Origin of the sequence: Sphingomonas sp. TREG-RG-20F-R18-01, from assembly GCF_022662475.1 — a bacterium.
Classification (GTDB): Bacteria; Pseudomonadota; Alphaproteobacteria; order Sphingomonadales; family Sphingomonadaceae; genus Sphingomonas.
Genome location: NZ_JAKNQQ010000001.1, coordinates 802354 through 818818 on the forward strand (window position 1 = coordinate 802354; position 16465 = coordinate 818818).

A 16465-nucleotide genomic window follows, 5' to 3' on the forward strand; every position below is an offset into this window, starting at 1 on the left:
TGCGTATCGTATCCCTCATCGATCCCCTCCCCATGTCCCTGTCCGGGCTCGCGAGCTGCATACCGCACATCATCACATATGAAAACAGGAATTTATAAGTGCTATCCCAAGCGTGTTTTCGACAGGTCGTGGCTTGCATCCAAGAGAGTTATATTGCACCCATGAAAGCGTTCCTGGGCTCCGTTGCGAGCATGGACCGGGAATGGAATGACGGAGCTGCGCCGACAGGGTCGCAACGTGGCGTTCCGTGGGTTGCTGCGGCTGCGCGTGGCAACGCCGCGACGGCGCGGGGGAAAAACCGGGCGGCAACGGCCGCTCGGGCGATCCAACTGGATGGCACGTCCATCCGCGGGAGAGAGAGATGACGACCTTTAGCAAGCGCGAGATCCTGTGCGGACCGCTCGCCGCCCTCGGCGCCGGTGCGCTAGGCCGCGCCGCGCCCGCGCTGGCCGCACCGCGCGCAATGGCGCCCGGGGCGATTGCCAACGGCCGGTTCAATGCGACGCATGCATCGCTCGCGACGTACAGCACGCCCGAATGGTTCAAGGATGCGAAGTTCGGGATCTGGGCGCATTGGGGGCCGCAGGCCGTTCCGGGCCGCGGCGACTGGTACGCGCGCTGGATGTACGTCCCGGGCCACCCGCATTACGACCATCATCTCAAGACCTACGGTCATCCCTCGGAAAGAGGGTATAAGGACATCATCCCGCTATGGCGGGCCGAGCGCTGGGATCCCGAAGCGCTGATGGCGCGCTACGCCAGCGCCGGCGCGAAATACTTCGTGTCGATGGGCGTCCACCACGACAATTTCGACTTGTGGGCGTCGAAGCACAACCGCTGGAACGCGGCCGCAATGGGGCCGAAGCGCGACGTCGTCGGCGCCTGGCAAACCGCCGCGAAGCGGCAGGGCCTTCGCTTCGGCGTTTCCGAACACCTCGGCGCGAGCCACAATTGGTGGTATCCCAATCATCTGTATGACCAGTTCTGGCCGAAGCTCGGCATTCCCTATGACGGCGCCAATCCGGCCTATGCCGATCTGTATCACGACAATCGCACCGAGCCGTTCATCGACACCAAGGCGAGCTGGTACACCACCAACCCCGCGTATCATCAGTTGTGGCTCAGGCGGATCCGCGACCTGGTCGACGGGTATCAGCCCGATCTGCTCTATTCCGATGGCGGATTACCATTCGGCGCGGTCGGCCGCAGCCTGGTCGCGCACCTGTACAACAGCAGCATCGCGCGGACCGGGCAGCTGGAAGCGGTGTACAACTGCAAGGATTCCGGCACCGGAGAGTTTTTCAAGGAAGGCATGGTGCAGGACGTCGAGCGCGGCGTGCTCAAGGGGATCAACCCGCTTCCCTGGCAGACCGACACGTCCAACGGCGACTGGTTCTACAGCGACGACGTCAAGTACAAGACGTCGAACGAGATCGTCACGATGCTCGCCGACATCGTCAGCAAGAACGGCAACATGCTGCTGAACGTCGTCCTGCGCGCCGACGGGTCCCTGCCGCCCGAATCCGACCGCCTGTTGAGCGACCTCGCCGCGTGGATGGCCGTGAATGGCGAGGCGATCCACGGCACGCGCCCCTGGACGCAATTCGGCGAGGGGCCGACCGAGGCCGCGGAGGGCATGTTTAAGGAAAAGGCTGACTATTCCCCGCGGGACATCCGCTTCACGACCAAGGGCAACCTGCTCTACGCGATCACGCTGGGGGAACCACGGGGCGTCACCGAGATCACCGCGCTGCGCAGCGGCGCGGCGCATTCGCAGGGGCGCGTGGTCGGGGTCGACGTGCTCGGTGCCGGGCCGGTGCCCTTCCGCCAGACCGCCAGCGCGCTGTCGATCGACGTCCCCGCGCGGCTGCCGACCCGCCATGCCAGCGTCTTCCGCATCCACCGGGCCTGACGCCACCCCCCGATACGCGATACGCGATACGAAGGACCTGCCATGAATCGTCGCCCTGCTCGCCTAGCCGGAATTGCGCTCGCGCTCGCGCTCTCCAGCGGCCTTGTGCCGAACGCGTTCACCCCGTCGGCACGCGCGCAGAGCGCGGTCGGCCATCCCGACTGGCCCGGCATGGGAACGCTGTTCGTCGGCACCTGCTATCAGCCGATCGATCGCAGCCCCGAACAGATCCGCCAGGACATTGCGATCATGAAGCGCGCCGGCATGACGATGGTGCGCATGGGGGACTTGTCGTGGGACTCGTTCGAGCCGGAGGAGGGCCGCTTCGACTTCAAGTGGTTCGACGACGTGATCGCGCAGATGCACGCCGCCGGGATCCGCGTGATCGTCGACATTCCCGGGCAGCCCGCACCGATCTGGCTGCACAAACACTATCCCGGCGTCGATATCGTCAACCAGGACGGCGTGCGCCTCAACGCCGCGAGCCGCTATTGGGACAATATCAGCGACCCCGACTATCGCCGCCTGGCGGCGCGCCTCGCGCAGAAGATGATGGCGCGCTACGCGCACAATCCGGCGGTGATCGCGCTCGGCTATGACAATGAGATCGGCAATGGACACATGTCCTATTCGCCCGCCGATCGGACGCGCTTCGTCGCGTGGCTGAAACGCCGCTACGGTACGATCGCGGCGCTCAACACGGCCTGGGCAACGCAGCGCTGGTCACGCCGGATCAACAGCTGGGACCAGGTCGACCTGCCCTATGAACGCGGCCCCGGCCCGAACGAACGCTATCTCGACCTCCACCGCTTCTGGTCCGACGACACGGTCGGCGCGCTCGAGGAGCTGGAGGCGGTGCGCAAGCAATTCGCCCCCAATTTGCCCGTCGCCTCGAACTTCTGGCCGAACGCAGGATCCAAGGGATTCGACTATCTGCGCGCCTGGGACAAGATCTCGACCTATGGCGCGCAGGGCTTCTATCCAGGTGATCCGGTCGGCGCCGCGTTCGACGTGATGTCCAACCGCGCGGGCCATGACACACCGATGTGGTTCAACGAATTCACCGCCGGCGGCGGCGGCTATTACGGCACGCCCGGCCGGTCGCGGATGTGGGCCTATTTCGGGCTGATCTATTATACGCAGAGTTTCCTCGCCTGGACCTTCAACTCGCACAGCGGTGGCGAGGAGCAGGCACTGTTCGGGCTGGTCGATCATGACGGCCGGCCATCCTGGAAGGTCGACGAGTTCGCGCAGCTCGCGCGCGAGTTCAAGACGCTGAAGACGCTCGGCTTCCCACGCTACGATCCGCCGCAAGTGGCGGTGAACTTCACGTACCAGAGCTATTGGCTGACCAGCCCGCCCCCCGGCCCCAATACGATGCAGGAATATTTCAAGGGTGATTACAGCAAGTTCGAACAGGCGGCCTATCGCCCGCTGTTCGAGGACAATATCGACGCCGCGGTGATCGATTTCGGTCACGATTCGCTCGCCAGATACAAGCTCGCGATCCTGCCGAGCGCCTATGTCATGGACGCTCCGACAGCCGCCGCCGTGCGGAAATATGTCGCGAATGGCGGAACGGTGATCATGACCGGCTATTCGGCGAAGGTCGATGAGACCGGCAAATGGTTCGAGACGCCCCTGCCCGGTCGCCTTGGCGATGTGTTCGGCGTCCGGACCAACGCCTTTTACCGGTCCGAGCAACCGCTGAAGGTTTCGTTCAAGGGCCAGACGCTGACCGGCAGCGACCCCTATTACGAAATCCTCGAGCCCAGCACCGCGACACCGCTCGCGACGTTCGACAATACGCCGCAGAAGAGCCCTGCAATCACGATCAACCATTACGGCAAAGGCCAGGCGATCTACGTCGCCACCGCGCCGCAGTCCGAACTGCTCGGCCCGCTGGTTCGCTCGTTATATCCCGCGCTGGGGATCAAGCGTGGTCCCGACACCCCCGCCGGTGTCATCGCTCGTGACGTCGATGGGCGTACGCTCTACGTCAATACGACACAGGCTCCGGTCACCGTATCGTTCACCGGCACGAAGCGGGGCATATTGTCGAAACAGTCCCACGCCGGCACGCTCGCGCTCCCGCCATATGGGGTGGAGCTCGTTCAGTAGGACCCGGCCGCCGATCCGCTACCTAGGGAAAGCCGCGCGTCGTCCGGGGAGCGTTCCCGACCATCCGTCGCGCGTTGCAAGTTCTTCGCATCCTCGTCCGCGCGCGCTGCCCACCCGAATGGACCCTTGGTGCCCCCGGCGTGTTCCTGATACCGGTTAAGCCGAAGTACAGGCGTTCACCGCAAGGGTCGCGCGGCAAGGAACAGGGCGATGGCGATCAATCCTCCCACGAAATCCGTGGCTGCCGACATGGATCGGATTTTCCGGCCGCTGAACGATCGAAGCGTGCCGGCAATCCCGCTGACGGACCGCCCGGTACCTGCGCGCCGGTGGCGGAGGGGACGCGCCGTGACGTTCGCGGCGCCCGCGCTCGTGCTGCTCGCGACGACCGCGCTTGCGATCGGCTATGTCCGCCATGCGCAAACGCCCCCGTCCAGGGCCGCCGCCACGCCCCCGGCAAAGGCTTATGCGGCAGTCGTACCGACGTCCCCCACGCCACCGCGGCCGATGCCGTCCGATATGCCGACCGGATCGGACGATGCGTCACCGATGCCCCAAGAAAATGGCGGCGGGGACGTGACCATGGCGAACGCGGCTGCAGCCGCCGGATCGGTGCCGCTCGCGAGAATGCCGGCAGCCGTTTCGCCACGGCCGAGACCGGCCGTACGACCGGCCTATGCCGCCACCAGAACCCGCTCCGCGACGCCTGCGGCATCGGCGCCCGGCAACCGCGTTTCACCGTCTTTCCGCGCGCGCACCGATGCGGAGGATGCCGCGAGCGCCGGCCGATGCCCACCCGGAAGCAACGAGGATCGCTGCATCTATCAGGACGTCCTGGCGGCCGACGCGCGGCTTCGGCGTGCCTATCGCCAGGCGCGGCAAGGCGGCGTGCCGACGTGGCAACTCACCGAGATCAACCAGCGCTGGCGGCGCGCGCGCGACCTGGCGCAGGATGATCCGGACGGGACGATCCAGCGGTATGACCGGCTCGCCGATCAGCTCGATCGGGCGCGCCAGGGGAACGGTGAGTGACGATCGACGCCGCAATGCCAGCGAGCGGTGTACGGATCTTGCGATCGCCGCATGGGTCCCCCGCGGCCCGCGCACGGTCGACCGACGGCCGGGTCATTTTCGCGATTGGCGATATCCACGGCTGCTATAGACAGCTGTCCGCGTTGCTCGAGGCGATCGTCGCGGACCTTGCGACGCTTGCGAGCGCAGCGCCTCCGTTGTTGGTCTTTTGCGGGGATTACGTCGACCGTGGCCCGGAAACATCGAATGTCCTAACCGCGCTGATCTGGCTTGCGCGCCACCCCGCGCTCGATGTCGTTTTCCTGCGTGGCAACCACGAGGAGATGCTGCTGGGTTTCCTGGAACAGCCTGGTGAAAGTCTCGCGTGGCTGCGGCGCGACGGCGCGCGGACGCTGATGTCGTACGGGGTCGCGGTTGCGGAATCGGACAGCGACACGCTGGAGGAAGACTGCGTCGCGCTACGCGATCAGTTGCTGGACCAGATGCCTGCGTCGCACCTCGAGTTCCTGCGCGCCCTGCCGATCCGGCGCGTGTGCGGCGATTACGTCTTCGTCCATGCCGGGCTGCGGCCCGGCGTATCGCTCGCGCGCCAGGAGGACGAGGATTGCCTGTGGATCGGCAAGGAGTTCCTGCGGTCCGACCACCGCTTCGAAAAGGTCGTCGTCCACGGTCACAGTTGGAACTCGGACGCACCGGTGGTCACGGCGAATCGGATCGGGATCGACACCGGCGCCTATGCGACCGGCGTCTTGACCGCCGTCCGGCTGGACGGATCCAGCATCGCGTTCATACAGGCGCGCGTCCCCGCCGCCGAATCCTTTGAGGTGCGGCCCCGCCCAATCGAGGATGGTCGAGGAGAATCATAATGTTACGACTGCGCCTCTGCGCCGCCATCGTGTCGATCCTGACGCTGGCAACGATCATCATCGCCATCATGTCGGAGGCCGGGATCGGCGTCACGGTCGCGTTGCTCGCGGCGGCCGCGTGCCTGGCGATCGTCGCACCGTTCGATGCCCCGACGCCCCAGCGACGCAACCGGGTGCTGGCTGCCTGCGTGGGCTATCTGGTGGCGACCTTCGCCGCGCTGGCGTTCGCGCGCGGGGCCGTGGCTGCGAGCATCCTGATGATCGCGCTGGTCGTTCTGCTGCAACTCGGCGTGGGGCTGACCTGCTGGGCCTTCGCCACGAGAAAGCGGCGCCGCATGCCGCAATCGCGCCGGTATTTCGACAATTGAGGAAGCGTCGCGTTAGGATGGGGCACGCCGTGCGACGCCCCGGTTCGGACGGCCCGCGGATCGACCGTGACCAACCGCACGCCCACGCCGGACATGCCGCGACCGTCGCGGGCGCGGTCCGCGCGGCGCCGGCCCGCCGGGCCGTTTGACAGGGAAGATCCAGCCGCATGACCACGACCGCAGCACCACGCGACGAACAGCCCGACCGGGAGCAGCTACATCGCATCGTCGAGGACCTCAGCGACGGCGTGATCCTGATCGAGCCCGACGGCCGGATCGTCTGGGCGAACGCCGCCGCGCTTTCGATGCACGGCTGTACCGCCCTGTCCGAGCTGGGCGGTACTGCCGACGCATATCGACACCGGTTCGACCTGCGCCTGCGCAGCGGCCAACCCGTCCCCCCCGCCGCCTATCCGATCGCGCGGCTGTGCCGCGGCGAGGCGTTTCACGATGTCGTGGTAAATGTCCGCCAGGCGCACCAGGCGGAACCCGACTGGGTGCACCGGGAGCGCGGTTTCGTGCTCGATCGCGCGGGCCAGCCGGATTGCCTGGTGCTGATCATCTGCGACGCGACCGAAGCGTTCGAGGCGGAGGAACGCTTCGAAAGCATGTTCAACGCGAACCCCGCGCCGGCGGTGATCGTGCGGCTGGCGGACCTGCGCTACGTGCGGGTCAACGAGGGGTTCCTGGACCTGTCCGGCTGGGAGCGGGACCAGATCGTCGGCCGCTCGCTCTACGATTTCGACATCCTCGACCAGGCGGCCGAGAAGGACAAGGCAAAGGCCCGGCTTGCCGAAGGGGATATCATCCCGCAGATGGAAGCAGACCTGCCGCTCCCCAATGGCGACACGAAGCTCGTCCTGCTCGCCGGCCACCCGGCGGAAATGCCCAACAACGAGCCGTGCATGATCTTCACCTTCGCCGATCTCGAGCCACGCCGACGTGCCGAAATGGCGCTGCGCCAGAGCGAGGAGCGATTCGCCACCGCGTTCCGCTTCGCGCCGGTGCCGATGCTGCTGACCAGCCTGGACGGGCATCGCATCCTCAACGTCAATCACGCCTTCCTCGCGCTGACCGACTGGGGCCACGACAGCGTGGTAGGCCGCAAGCCCGCCGAAATCGAACTGTTCGAAAGCTCGGCCACGCGGCGCGAGATTGAAAGGAAGGTCTCCGAAAGCGGGTCGTTCCGCGGCTATGAGCTGCAGGTCAAGACGCGGACCGGATCGCTGGTGACGTGCATCGCGTCGGCCGAGACGGTGTCGATCAACGGCCAGTTCTGCATCCTCGCCGCGTTTCAGGACATCAGCGACCGCAAGCGCACCGAGCTCGACCTGATCGCCGCGATCGAGGGCGCCATGCAGGATTCGAGCTGGCTGAGCCAGAAGATCATGGACCGGATGGCAGCCCTGCGGGGTAAAGCCGCCAAGGGCGCTTCGGGCAGCCCGACCGTCGATCTCACCGCGCGCGAACGCGAGGTGCTGGCCCTGATCACCAAGGGCAAGACGGACGATGCGATCGCCAGCGCGCTGTCGCTGAAACGCAATACCGTGCGCAACCACGTGGCGCGCCTGTACGCGAAGATCGGCGCGCACAGCCGCGCCGAGGCGATCATCTGGGCGCGCGACCGCGGGCATCAGCTGGAGTTCGAGACGACCAACTAATCGACGCGATTGGTGTCGAGGCACCCATCGAACGGGTGCCCGCGCATCTTTGGCCAACCCTGCCGCCGCCTTAACTTCTCCTCATCCGGGCAGTCGCCCGGCTTGAGAGGAGAACGTCAATGTCCATTCTTGCATGGATCATCCTTGGCCTCGTCGCCGGCTTCATCGGCAGCAAGGTCGTCAACAAGAGCGGTGAAGGACTGCTGCTCGACATCGTCCTCGGTGTCGTGGGCGCCGTGGTCGGCGGGTTCCTGTTCAACCAGTTCGGCGCAGCCGGCGTCACCGGTCTGAACGTCTACAGCCTCGTGGTCGCCGTCATCGGCGCGATCGTCGTGCTCATCCTCTATCACCTGGTGGTCCGCGGCACCGCCCGCTGAACCCTTGCCACGCAACGACACATACGCCCGGACGACTATCGTCCGGGTTTGGGAGAGACATATCATGACACAGACCATCACAGGCTTGTTCGACCGCTACGACGACGCGCGCCGCGCGGTGCAGGATCTCGAAGCCGCCGGCGTCGCCCATCGCGACATCAGCATCGTCGCGCATGACAAGCACGACGACGCGGGTACCGACCGTGCCTCCAACATGGCCGAGCCTGCCGCAGAGGATGCCGGCGCTGGAGCCGGGATCGGGGCCACGATCGGTGGCGTCGGCGGGCTGCTCGCGGGTCTCGGCCTGCTGGCGATCCCGGGCATCGGCCCGGTCGTGGCGGCCGGTTGGCTGGCGGCGACGGCCGCAGGTGCAGCCGGCGGTGCGCTGGTCGGCGCAGCCGCAGGCGGCCTGGTCGGCGCGCTGACGCATGCCGGCGTTCCCGAGGACGACGCGCATGTTTATGCCGAGGGTGTCCGCCGCGGCGGCACGCTGGTCACCGCAAAGGTCGACGAGCCGATGGCAGCCACTGCCCGCACGATCCTCAGCGACGACCGCACGGTACAGGTCGCCGAGCGTCGCCAGGCATATCAGTCGCAGGGCTGGAACGCATTCGACGACACCGCGCCGGCTTACTCGGACAGCGAGATTGCTGCCGAACGGGCGCGCTACACGCGCACCTGATCCCCGCATCGAAGGAGTATAAGACATGCGTATCACGACACCGATCCTGCTCGCCGCGGCACTCGCCGCCGGCCCCGCGCTCGCCCAGACGTCCCCCGCCAAGAACAATGTGGCGATCAAGGACGCGCATACCGTCGACGACGGTGCGTCGCGCAGCGGCGCCAACTCGTTCACCCAGGCGCAGGCACGCGAGCACATTGCCAAGTCGGGCTTCACCAATGTCTCGGGGTTGACCAAGGACGCGCACGGCGTCTGGCGCGGCACTGCCAAGAAGGGCGCGCGTACCCTTCATGTCGGGCTGGACTTCAAGGGCAACGTCTCGACCGGCAAGTAACCTGAAGACCGCGGCAGCGCGGCGTTGACGCGCCGCGCTGCCGCTCTAATCCGATGCGACGCGGCGTCGCGCGGGTGGCGGTCTGCGAAACGCCATCGGGTGCAACCGAGGATGGTCTCATGGGCGATCGGACGAAACCTGCCATGCTGAAGCGTCTCTATAATTTCGGATGCAAGCTCTCCGCCTGGGGTTCGACGCTGGCGGGCCATCCGATGGCGATCCTGATCGTCGCGCTCGGATGTGCGACCTGGTTCATCGTCGGCGGTGCGGCCGCCGAGAATACCCTGACGCTCGTCCTGTCGGTGCTGGCGATCACGCTGACGCAGATGGTGCTCAACCAGCAGCGGCTGAGCGAACGCGCGCTCCACATGAAGATCGACGAGTTGGTCTTCGCGATGAAGGGCGCGCGGAACGAGATCGCCGGCATCGAGGGCAAGACCGAGGAAGAGCTCGAGGCGCTGCGTCGCACCGGCGACGTGGCCGAACACGAGCTCGCGGCGCGTCACCTCGGCCAACCCGGCTGACCGACGGTCCAGGCTCGCGCCATCCCGCGACGATGGTGATGCAGCGGGATCGGAAGCCCTTGGTACCCACATCGCCGGTCCCGCGTTATCCGCCGATCCGCATCCCGCGGCCCGCATGGAAGACGTCGCAATGCCTGCCTTACATCGTACCGGTGTCGATCTCCGCCGGCTCCAGCAGATCGTGTCCGGACTGACCGAAGGCGTCGTGATCGTGTCGCCGGAGCAGGACATCGTATGGGCGAACGAAGCGGGTCTGCGGATGCACGGTGTCGAACGCATCCCCGACCTCGGCAGGACGGTCGACGACTATCGCCAGCGGTTCCGTCTGCGGTATCGCAACAACCACTGGCTCGATCCGGCCGACTATCCGATCGAACGCGCGGTCGCCGGGGAAGCGTTCAGCGAAGTCGTCGTCGAGGTCGTCCGGGAGGGGGAGGACGAAGCGCGCTGGATCCACCAGATCCGCAGCCTGGTCCTGACCGACGGCGACGACCGGCCGGACCTGCTGGTCCTCGTCATCCAGGACGTCTCGCTGCGGTTCGAGGCCGAGGAACGGTTCGAGCAGACCTTCAAGGCCAATCCCGCGCCCGCCGTCATCTGTCGCCTGTCCGACCAGCGCTTCGTCAAGGTCAATGCGGGCTTTCTGGAAATGACCGGCTGGGAACGGGACGACGTCCTCGGGCACACGGTCTATGAACTCGACGTGCTCGCCGACGTCACCGATCCCGGTCTCGCCAAGCAGCGCCTGCGCGAGGGGCGGACGATCCCGCAGATGCAGGCCGACCTGCACCTGCCCGGCGGTGGCCGCAAGCTGGTGATCGTCGGTGGCCAGCCGATCGACCTCAACGAACAGCCGTGCATGCTGTTCACCTTCGCGGATCTCGAGCCGCGCCGCCGGATCGAAGGCGAATTGCGGGAGAGCGAGGCGAGATCGCACCGCATGTTCGAGCTCGCGCCGATCGGGCTCGGCGTCGCCACGCTCGACGATCACCGCTTCCTGCAGGGGAACGCCGCGCTGCTGGACCTCACCGGATATACGGCGGACGAATTGCAGCAGCAAACCGCCGGATCGCTCAAACTCTGGGAAAACGCCGCCGCGCGGGCGGACATCGAGCAGGCGATGCGCCAGGACGGCGGGTTCCAGGCACGCGACGCGTGCCTGCAACGCAAGGACGGCGCGCGGATCGACGTGCTGATCTCCACCGGGATCTTTCCGATGCATGGCAGCGACTGCGTGTTGTGGGTGGTCCAGGACATCGCCGAGCGGCGCCAGTCCGAACGCGAGCTGATCGGGGCGATCGAGACGGTGATGCGCGATACCAACTGGTTCAGCCGCACGATCGTCGAGAAGCTCGCCAATCTGCGTGCGCCCAGTGCGCAGCAGCATGTCGCCGAGGTGTCCTCGCTGACCGGGCGCGAGCGCGAAACGCTTAGCCTGATGTGCGAAGGGCTGGACGATCCCGCCATTGCGACGGCGATGGGCGTGTCGCGCAACACGGTTCGCAACAACGTGGCCCGCATCTACGGCAAGCTCGGCGTCAATCGACGCGGCGCGGCCATCATCTGGGCGCGCGAGCGCGGTTTCCCGCTCCCCTCCACCCGCCGCCCGGCGTCGCGCTAACGGATACGGCATGGTAAATCTGCACCAGACGATTTGGTGCAGGCGGCTCTAGGGCGCGCCCGTTCCGGTACTATTTCTCTCCCTCAACGACGGCGCGTGGGCGCGGCCGGAATGGAAGGGACGGCACGATGGACGACCACATCGAAGGCGCTGCCAAGCAGGCGATCGGCTCGATCAAGGAAGCGATCGGCAAGATCACCGGTGACCGGGCAAGGCAAGCTGCGGGCGCCGCCGAAAAAGCGGCCGGCCAAGCGCAGGCCGCCATCGGCAAGGCCAACGCCGCCTCGCACGACCTCCAGAAAAATTAACCGTCCCGTTGGCGTCTTCCGCTGAACGGCGACGTCAACCCAACAAGGAATATCGAATGGCACAATCCTACGTCGATCCGGTCCATGCTGCGGACCACGGGCACGCCCCCGGCGCTGCCGTCCTCCATCGCTCGCGCATGTCTTGGCAGGCGGTGTTCGCGGGCGTGACCATCGCGATCGCCATCCAGATCGTTCTCGGGCTGCTCGGGACCGGGATCGGCATGAGCCTGGTGGATCCGGTCAACGGCTCGACCCCGAGCGCGAGCGGCTTCGGCATCGGTGCCGCGCTGTGGTGGGTGGTCAGCACGATCGTCGCGCTGGGTGCCGGCAGTTACGCCGCATCCCGCCTTGCTGGCCTGAACGAACAGTTCGACGGCTTCGTCCACGGTCTGGTCATCTGGGGCGTGACGCTGATCATCACGCTGTACCTGCTGACCTCGGCGGTCGGGTCGATCATCGGCGGCACGTTCCGCACGATCGGCGGCGTCGCGAGCGCCGCCGGGACCAGCATCGGCGCGTCCGCGCCGACCGTCGCCAAGGCGGCCGGCATCGATGTCCAGGACCAGGCCGCGGCCTATCTCGACACGGCCCCGGCCGACCCGGCCCAGATGACGCCGCAGGAAGCGCAGAAGGAAGTCGCCAAGCAGTTGCCGGCAATGGCGCGTGGCGGTGCCGAAGGGAATCAGGCCGAAGCGCGGATCGTCGACATCGTCGCCGCGCAGCGCAAGATTCCCCGTGCCGAGGCCGCGGCGCAGGTAGCGCGCGCCAAGCAGCAGTTCGTCCAGGCCAAGGACAATACGGTCGCCACCGCCAAGACCGCAGCCGATGCCGGCGCAAGCGCGGCAGCCGGGACGTCCTTCACCGCGGTCATCGCGCTGTTGCTCGGTGCAGGCGCAGCCGGTTTTGCCGGGGCCGCCGCGACGCGCCGCCGCGGTCATGAGGTCCGCCGCGCCTAACCGGCGCCGGCAAGGACGCGCGCCTGCCCCCCGGGCGCGCAGGGAATGGCGGTCACCGCCTGTAGCGTAGCCTTTGCGGCGGCCGTCATTCCCCAAATTACACTGCCCCCCCTCACAGGAGACGATCATGGACACGCATCAGGTTACCGGCGAAATCAAGCACACCGCAGGCGCACTCGAAGAAGGCTTCGGCCGACTGACCGGCGATCGCACGACCGAAGTATCGGGCGCCGCGCGCAAGGTCGCAGGGCAGCTCGAGGGCGCTTACGGGGATGCCGTCAGCGCAACGCGCGCAACCGTCGAGCACAGCCCGCTGCTCGCGCTCGGGATCACGGCTGCCGCAGGCTTCCTGCTCGGCGCGCTCGTCACCGGCCTCAGCGCCAGCAAGGGCTAAAGCCCGGCGCTCCGACACCCGATCGGCACCGGCGCGCCCCCCGCGCCGGTGCCGGTCTTGCAGGTCAGCGCGGCGCGTTGGCGATGAACTTGTCGGGGCGGCGCTTGCCGATCAGCAGCCCGCGTTCCAACCGGACGCACAGGGCCGCGTAATATTCCGTCAGGAACCCGCGATCGTCGCCATCATCCGGCAGATCGGCCTTGCGGCGAATCGTCGCGGCCACCGTCGCCACCGCCGCATCGCTGCCGCTGCGCAGGACGGTCTCCAGCGTCTGCAACTCGAATTCGCCGTATAGCCCCAGCGCCGCTTCGGAAAAGACCCGGCGGGCCGGCACCTCCGGTTGCGCGAGGTCGGACTCGAGCCGTTCCGTCGCGGTTCGCACGACCCATGTTCCCGCGAGCAGATCGCCGACCCGCAGCCGGTCGCGATTGAACAGCGGGAAAAACAGGAAAATGCCGCTCCAGCCGAGCGAAAAGAGCGTCAGCGCCGCATCGGCCTGCCCCTCCAGGGATCGCTGGCCGAGGAAGGTCAGCGGCAGGAACAGTTCGATCTCGCGCATCGCGTTGCGCGCGATCACCGCACCGCCGGTCAGCCGCGCGCCATCGCGCGCGACCACCCGCAGCCCCATGATCCGCTTGCCCGGCGTAGCCCCGCGCCCGCCCATTTCGAACAGCGTGAACCAGCCGTTGCGCAGGACGAAGCACCCGAGCAGCCAGATGATCGCCAGGCCGCTGGCGTGGGCCGAAAAGAACAGCAGCAACAGCACGATCGTCGCCGCGACGAGCAGGGCGATGATGGCGACCGCGTCGATCAGGAACGCGGTCGCGCGCGCCCCGGCCGTCCCCAGTTCGAGCCGCAGATCGACTCCTTCCGGCGTCACGAAGCTGCGCCGCAGCGACGTCGGGCGCGCCGCGCGGTCAGGCCGGGGCGGTCGCATCGGCGCTCCTCGGCAGGTAGAAATACAGCAGCCAGGCGACCAGCATGCCGGTTCCGATCGCATAGCGCGTCAGGTCGTCGGTCAGCACCTGCCGCCCGATCCCTTCCAGAATCCCGGCGATCGACAGCATTACGACGGTTCCCGCCATGGCGATCGCGCCCGTCCGCCCCGCCGCCACCGCCGCATCGTTGCGCGTCCTTCGCCCGGGGAAGGCGATCGCGGTGCCGATCCGGAAACCGGCGGCGCCCGACAGGATGATCGCGAACAATTCGGTCGTGCCGTGGATCATGATCCACCCGGTAAAGCCGACACCCAGCCCCTTCGGCACGAACACCGCCATGAACGCCCCCAACATCAGGCCGTTATAGGTGATGAGCAAGGCGGTCGGCACCGCGAAGGCGAACCCCAGCGCAAAGGACAGGATCGCGATCTGCGCATTATGGGTGAACAGGAACGCCGCGAAGGTCGCCAGCATCTCGCGGTGCTCGGTCGTGTAGATCGTCTTGCGGAGCGTCTCGACCGAGGCGGACGGATCGCGGCCGCCCGCCATGCCATCGCCGACGATCGCGAAGAACCAGGCGGAGTCGCCGCGCACGAGCAGATAGCCGACCACCGCCCCCGCCACCGTCAGCAGGAACGAAACCAGCGTCTCGCGCCAGAGCGATTGGACCGCCATCGGCCAGCCATGCGTGAAGAACCGCCCGAGTTGCCCGAGTGCCGACGTCTGGACGCCGTAGATCTGGAAATAGGCGCGGGTGCACAGCTGCTCGAGATACCCGACCAGCGCGCGGTCCAGCGAGGTTTCGCGCGCGACCGACAGGGACGACAGCGTCGTGCGGTACAGCAGCGGCAGCGCGAGCAGATCCTCCTGCGACACGGCGCGGATCGACCGTTTCTCGATTCGACGGATGATCGCGTCCAGCCGCTCCCATTCGGCGGCATGCGCCGCGCGAAAGCGGGTGGCGTTGACCAGCACCGGCTGGCCGAGCGACGGGGCGGCGGCAGTCGCCATCAGAGCAGGTTCCTCCGTTTGAGCGCTACATAGCCCGCCACGAGCCGTTCGCCGACCCGGTCGTGTTCGGCCTCGATCACATGCACCCCGACATGCTCCAGGCGCGCGAGCACCAGGCGGCGGTCGCGCAGCAGCGCCGCCGCGGTCACCGCGCGCGTCACGTCATCCGCGGTCGCGGGCGCGCGGTCCGCGATCGCCTCGACGTCTTCGTCGCGCAGCACGACGACCAGCAGCAGATGCGTCTTCACGATCCGCATCGCCGCCCGCACCAGAAAGTCCGCGCTCGTCAGGTCGGTGAATTCGGTGAACACGACGATCATCGAGCGCCGCGTCAGCCGCGTGCCGAGCGTCGTCAGCGCAAAGGTGTAATTGGTTTCCTCGCCGCTGTAGTCGATCTCCGCGGCGAGCCGCTGAAGGTTGGCGAAGGCGGGCATGCCCGACACCAGACCGCTCGCGATCCGCGGGCGCGAATCGAACGCATGGAGCGCAACCCGGTCGCCGAGCTTCAGCGCCACCCACGCCGTCAGCAACATCGCCGACACCGCGCGATCGACGCGCGGCAGTCCCGCCACCGGTTCCGACATCTGCCGTCCCGAATCGATCGCGAAGACGATCTGGTTGTTGCGTTCGGTGCGGAATTCCTTCGCGTGCAGCTTGCGATGCCGCGCCGACTGTTTCCAGTCGATCGCGCGCCGGTCCATGCCCGAACGAAACTCGACGAGCGCATCGAAGTCGGTCCCGTCGCCGCGATCGACCTGCGTCAGCAGGCCCTCCAGCGCGTGGCGGCGAAAGATCTCCGCACCCTTGTCCTTCAGCGCGCGAATATCGGGCAGCACGACGATCCGCGTTGCGGTCGCGATGCTGCGCTGATGCCACACCAGCCCCCATCCCCCGCGCCAGCGCAGCCAGACCCGCTCGATCCGACCCGTTCCGCGGCGCAAGGCGGTCAGCGCGACCAGCACCGCCCCCGTTCCGCCCCGCAGCGCGACCCAGGCGCGCGCATCGTCCGCCGTTTCGAACACCAGGCCGACCGCCAGGGCAATTTCGACGCTCCGCGGGGGGGACGCGCCGGCAAGCACCACGGTTACGGTCGCGTCGATGGTCTCGCCGACCGATGCGGTCGCTGGCGCGTCGATCCGCGCCGTGGCGGTACGTGCGCCCGTCACCGCGTCGACCGCCGCCAGCAGCAGCACCGCCAGCGGCCACGCCAGCCCGGCATACCAGCGCTCCGGCATCAGCACGCCGATCACCAGCGCAACCGGCGCCCCCGCCGCCGCTGCCAGCACCGCCATGCGCGTCGGATAGATCACGCGCGCCGTCTCGCGCGCGTCGTGCCGCCGCGCCGGCAGCGAAGACGCAC

The 16465-nt window shown here is 67.3% G+C and carries 17 protein-coding genes; 14 read left to right on the forward strand and 3 right to left on the reverse strand.

Translation table 11 applies throughout. The annotated features are described in order from the left end of the window. Positions 1-361 precede the first annotated feature (361 nt). From L8K25_RS04120 to L8K25_RS04185, 14 genes are all read left to right on the forward strand, one after another. The gene (locus tag L8K25_RS04120) at positions 362-1912 is read left to right on the forward strand and encodes an alpha-L-fucosidase (protein ID WP_242137619.1); all 1551 of its coding nucleotides are present in this window, start codon (positions 362-364) and stop codon (positions 1910-1912) included. 42 nt (positions 1913-1954) lie between these two features. Further along, complete coding sequence (locus L8K25_RS04125; RefSeq protein WP_242137620.1) at positions 1955-4033, forward strand: beta-galactosidase; 2079 nt, start codon at positions 1955-1957, stop codon at positions 4031-4033. Positions 4034-4243: 210 nt separating this feature from the next. After that, positions 4244-5065 carry a hypothetical protein gene (locus L8K25_RS04130; RefSeq protein ID WP_242137621.1) on the forward strand — a complete coding sequence of 274 codons (822 nt, stop codon included), beginning with the start codon at positions 4244-4246 and terminating at the stop codon, positions 5063-5065. Beyond that, complete coding sequence (locus L8K25_RS04135; RefSeq protein WP_242137622.1) at positions 5062-5931, forward strand: metallophosphoesterase family protein; 870 nt, start codon at positions 5062-5064, stop codon at positions 5929-5931. The genes L8K25_RS04130 and L8K25_RS04135 overlap by 4 nt, the downstream gene beginning before the upstream one ends. Next, positions 5931-6299, forward strand: coding sequence for a hypothetical protein (locus L8K25_RS04140; RefSeq protein ID WP_242137623.1), 369 nt, complete (start codon positions 5931-5933; stop codon positions 6297-6299). Before L8K25_RS04135 ends, L8K25_RS04140 begins: the two co-directional genes overlap by 1 nt. Before the next feature lie 167 nt (positions 6300-6466). Then, positions 6467-7960 carry a helix-turn-helix transcriptional regulator gene (locus tag L8K25_RS04145; RefSeq protein WP_242137624.1) on the forward strand — a complete coding sequence of 498 codons (1494 nt, stop codon included), beginning with the start codon at positions 6467-6469 and terminating at the stop codon, positions 7958-7960. 119 nt (positions 7961-8079) lie between these two features. Beyond that, complete coding sequence (locus L8K25_RS04150) at positions 8080-8337, forward strand: GlsB/YeaQ/YmgE family stress response membrane protein (protein ID WP_242137625.1); 258 nt, start codon at positions 8080-8082, stop codon at positions 8335-8337. Positions 8338-8401: 64 nt separating this feature from the next. Next, on the forward strand, positions 8402-9019 hold the full coding sequence (locus L8K25_RS04155) for a general stress protein (RefSeq protein ID WP_242137626.1): 618 nt from the start codon (positions 8402-8404) through the stop codon (positions 9017-9019). 25 nt (positions 9020-9044) lie between these two features. Then, positions 9045-9353: a hypothetical protein gene (locus L8K25_RS04160; protein WP_242137627.1), complete on the forward strand. Its 309-nt coding sequence runs from the start codon at positions 9045-9047 to the stop codon at positions 9351-9353. Between the two features lie 143 nt (positions 9354-9496). After that, positions 9497-9877 (forward strand): low affinity iron permease family protein, encoded by a 381-nt coding sequence (locus tag L8K25_RS04165; RefSeq protein ID WP_242137628.1) that lies wholly within the window; start codon positions 9497-9499, stop codon positions 9875-9877. 130 nt (positions 9878-10007) lie between these two features. Continuing rightward, positions 10008-11498 carry a PAS domain S-box protein gene (locus tag L8K25_RS04170; protein ID WP_242137629.1) on the forward strand — a complete coding sequence of 497 codons (1491 nt, stop codon included), beginning with the start codon at positions 10008-10010 and terminating at the stop codon, positions 11496-11498. Between the two features lie 128 nt (positions 11499-11626). Beyond that, entirely contained in the window at positions 11627-11806 is a 180-nt protein-coding gene (locus L8K25_RS04175; RefSeq protein WP_242137630.1) for a CsbD family protein, read from the forward strand. Positions 11807-11862: 56 nt separating this feature from the next. After that, a complete protein-coding gene (locus L8K25_RS04180; protein ID WP_242137631.1) occupies positions 11863-12762 on the forward strand; it encodes a hypothetical protein in 900 nt (299 codons plus the stop codon). Between the two features lie 127 nt (positions 12763-12889). Next, positions 12890-13156, forward strand: coding sequence for a CsbD family protein (locus L8K25_RS04185; RefSeq protein WP_242137632.1), 267 nt, complete (start codon positions 12890-12892; stop codon positions 13154-13156). Positions 13157-13220: 64 nt separating this feature from the next. Here L8K25_RS04185 and L8K25_RS04190 read toward each other — a convergent pair whose 3' ends face one another. From L8K25_RS04190 to L8K25_RS04200, 3 genes are read right to left on the reverse strand one after another with little or no spacing between them, the layout of a single operon-like run. Further along, complete coding sequence (locus L8K25_RS04190) at positions 13221-14093, reverse strand: RDD family protein (protein WP_242137633.1); 873 nt, start codon at positions 14091-14093, stop codon at positions 13221-13223. Beyond that, positions 14074-15105 carry a stage II sporulation protein M gene (locus tag L8K25_RS04195; RefSeq protein WP_242137634.1) on the reverse strand — a complete coding sequence of 344 codons (1032 nt, stop codon included), beginning with the start codon at positions 15103-15105 and terminating at the stop codon, positions 14074-14076. The genes L8K25_RS04190 and L8K25_RS04195 overlap by 20 nt, the downstream gene beginning before the upstream one ends. Next, entirely contained in the window at positions 15105-16415 is a 1311-nt protein-coding gene (locus L8K25_RS04200; protein WP_242137635.1) for a DUF58 domain-containing protein, read from the reverse strand. The genes L8K25_RS04195 and L8K25_RS04200 overlap by 1 nt, the downstream gene beginning before the upstream one ends. Between the last annotated feature and the right edge of the window lie 50 nt (positions 16416-16465).

Bases quoted from the DNA above. Each gene is read 5' to 3' on its own strand.
- L8K25_RS04140 (WP_242137623.1), top strand. From the start codon at position 5,931: ATGTTACGACTGCGCCTCTGCGCCGCCATCGTGTCGATCCTGACGCTG.
- L8K25_RS04130 (WP_242137621.1), top strand. From the start codon at position 4,244: ATGGCGATCAATCCTCCCACGAAATCCGTGGCTGCCGACATGGATCGG.
- L8K25_RS04125 (WP_242137620.1), top strand. From the start codon at position 1,955: ATGAATCGTCGCCCTGCTCGCCTAGCCGGAATTGCGCTCGCGCTCGCG.
- L8K25_RS04185 (WP_242137632.1), top strand. From the start codon at position 12,890: ATGGACACGCATCAGGTTACCGGCGAAATCAAGCACACCGCAGGCGCA.
- L8K25_RS04155 (WP_242137626.1), top strand. From the start codon at position 8,402: ATGACACAGACCATCACAGGCTTGTTCGACCGCTACGACGACGCGCGC.
- L8K25_RS04165 (WP_242137628.1), top strand. From the start codon at position 9,497: ATGCTGAAGCGTCTCTATAATTTCGGATGCAAGCTCTCCGCCTGGGGT.
- L8K25_RS04120 (WP_242137619.1), top strand. From the start codon at position 362: ATGACGACCTTTAGCAAGCGCGAGATCCTGTGCGGACCGCTCGCCGCC.
- L8K25_RS04170 (WP_242137629.1), top strand. From the start codon at position 10,008: ATGCCTGCCTTACATCGTACCGGTGTCGATCTCCGCCGGCTCCAGCAG.
- L8K25_RS04145 (WP_242137624.1), top strand. From the start codon at position 6,467: ATGACCACGACCGCAGCACCACGCGACGAACAGCCCGACCGGGAGCAG.
- L8K25_RS04150 (WP_242137625.1), top strand. From the start codon at position 8,080: ATGTCCATTCTTGCATGGATCATCCTTGGCCTCGTCGCCGGCTTCATC.
- L8K25_RS04195 (WP_242137634.1), bottom strand. From the start codon at position 15,105: ATGGCGACTGCCGCCGCCCCGTCGCTCGGCCAGCCGGTGCTGGTCAAC.
- L8K25_RS04160 (WP_242137627.1), top strand. From the start codon at position 9,045: ATGCGTATCACGACACCGATCCTGCTCGCCGCGGCACTCGCCGCCGGC.
- L8K25_RS04190 (WP_242137633.1), bottom strand. From the start codon at position 14,093: ATGCGACCGCCCCGGCCTGACCGCGCGGCGCGCCCGACGTCGCTGCGG.
- L8K25_RS04175 (WP_242137630.1), top strand. From the start codon at position 11,627: ATGGACGACCACATCGAAGGCGCTGCCAAGCAGGCGATCGGCTCGATC.
- L8K25_RS04180 (WP_242137631.1), top strand. From the start codon at position 11,863: ATGGCACAATCCTACGTCGATCCGGTCCATGCTGCGGACCACGGGCAC.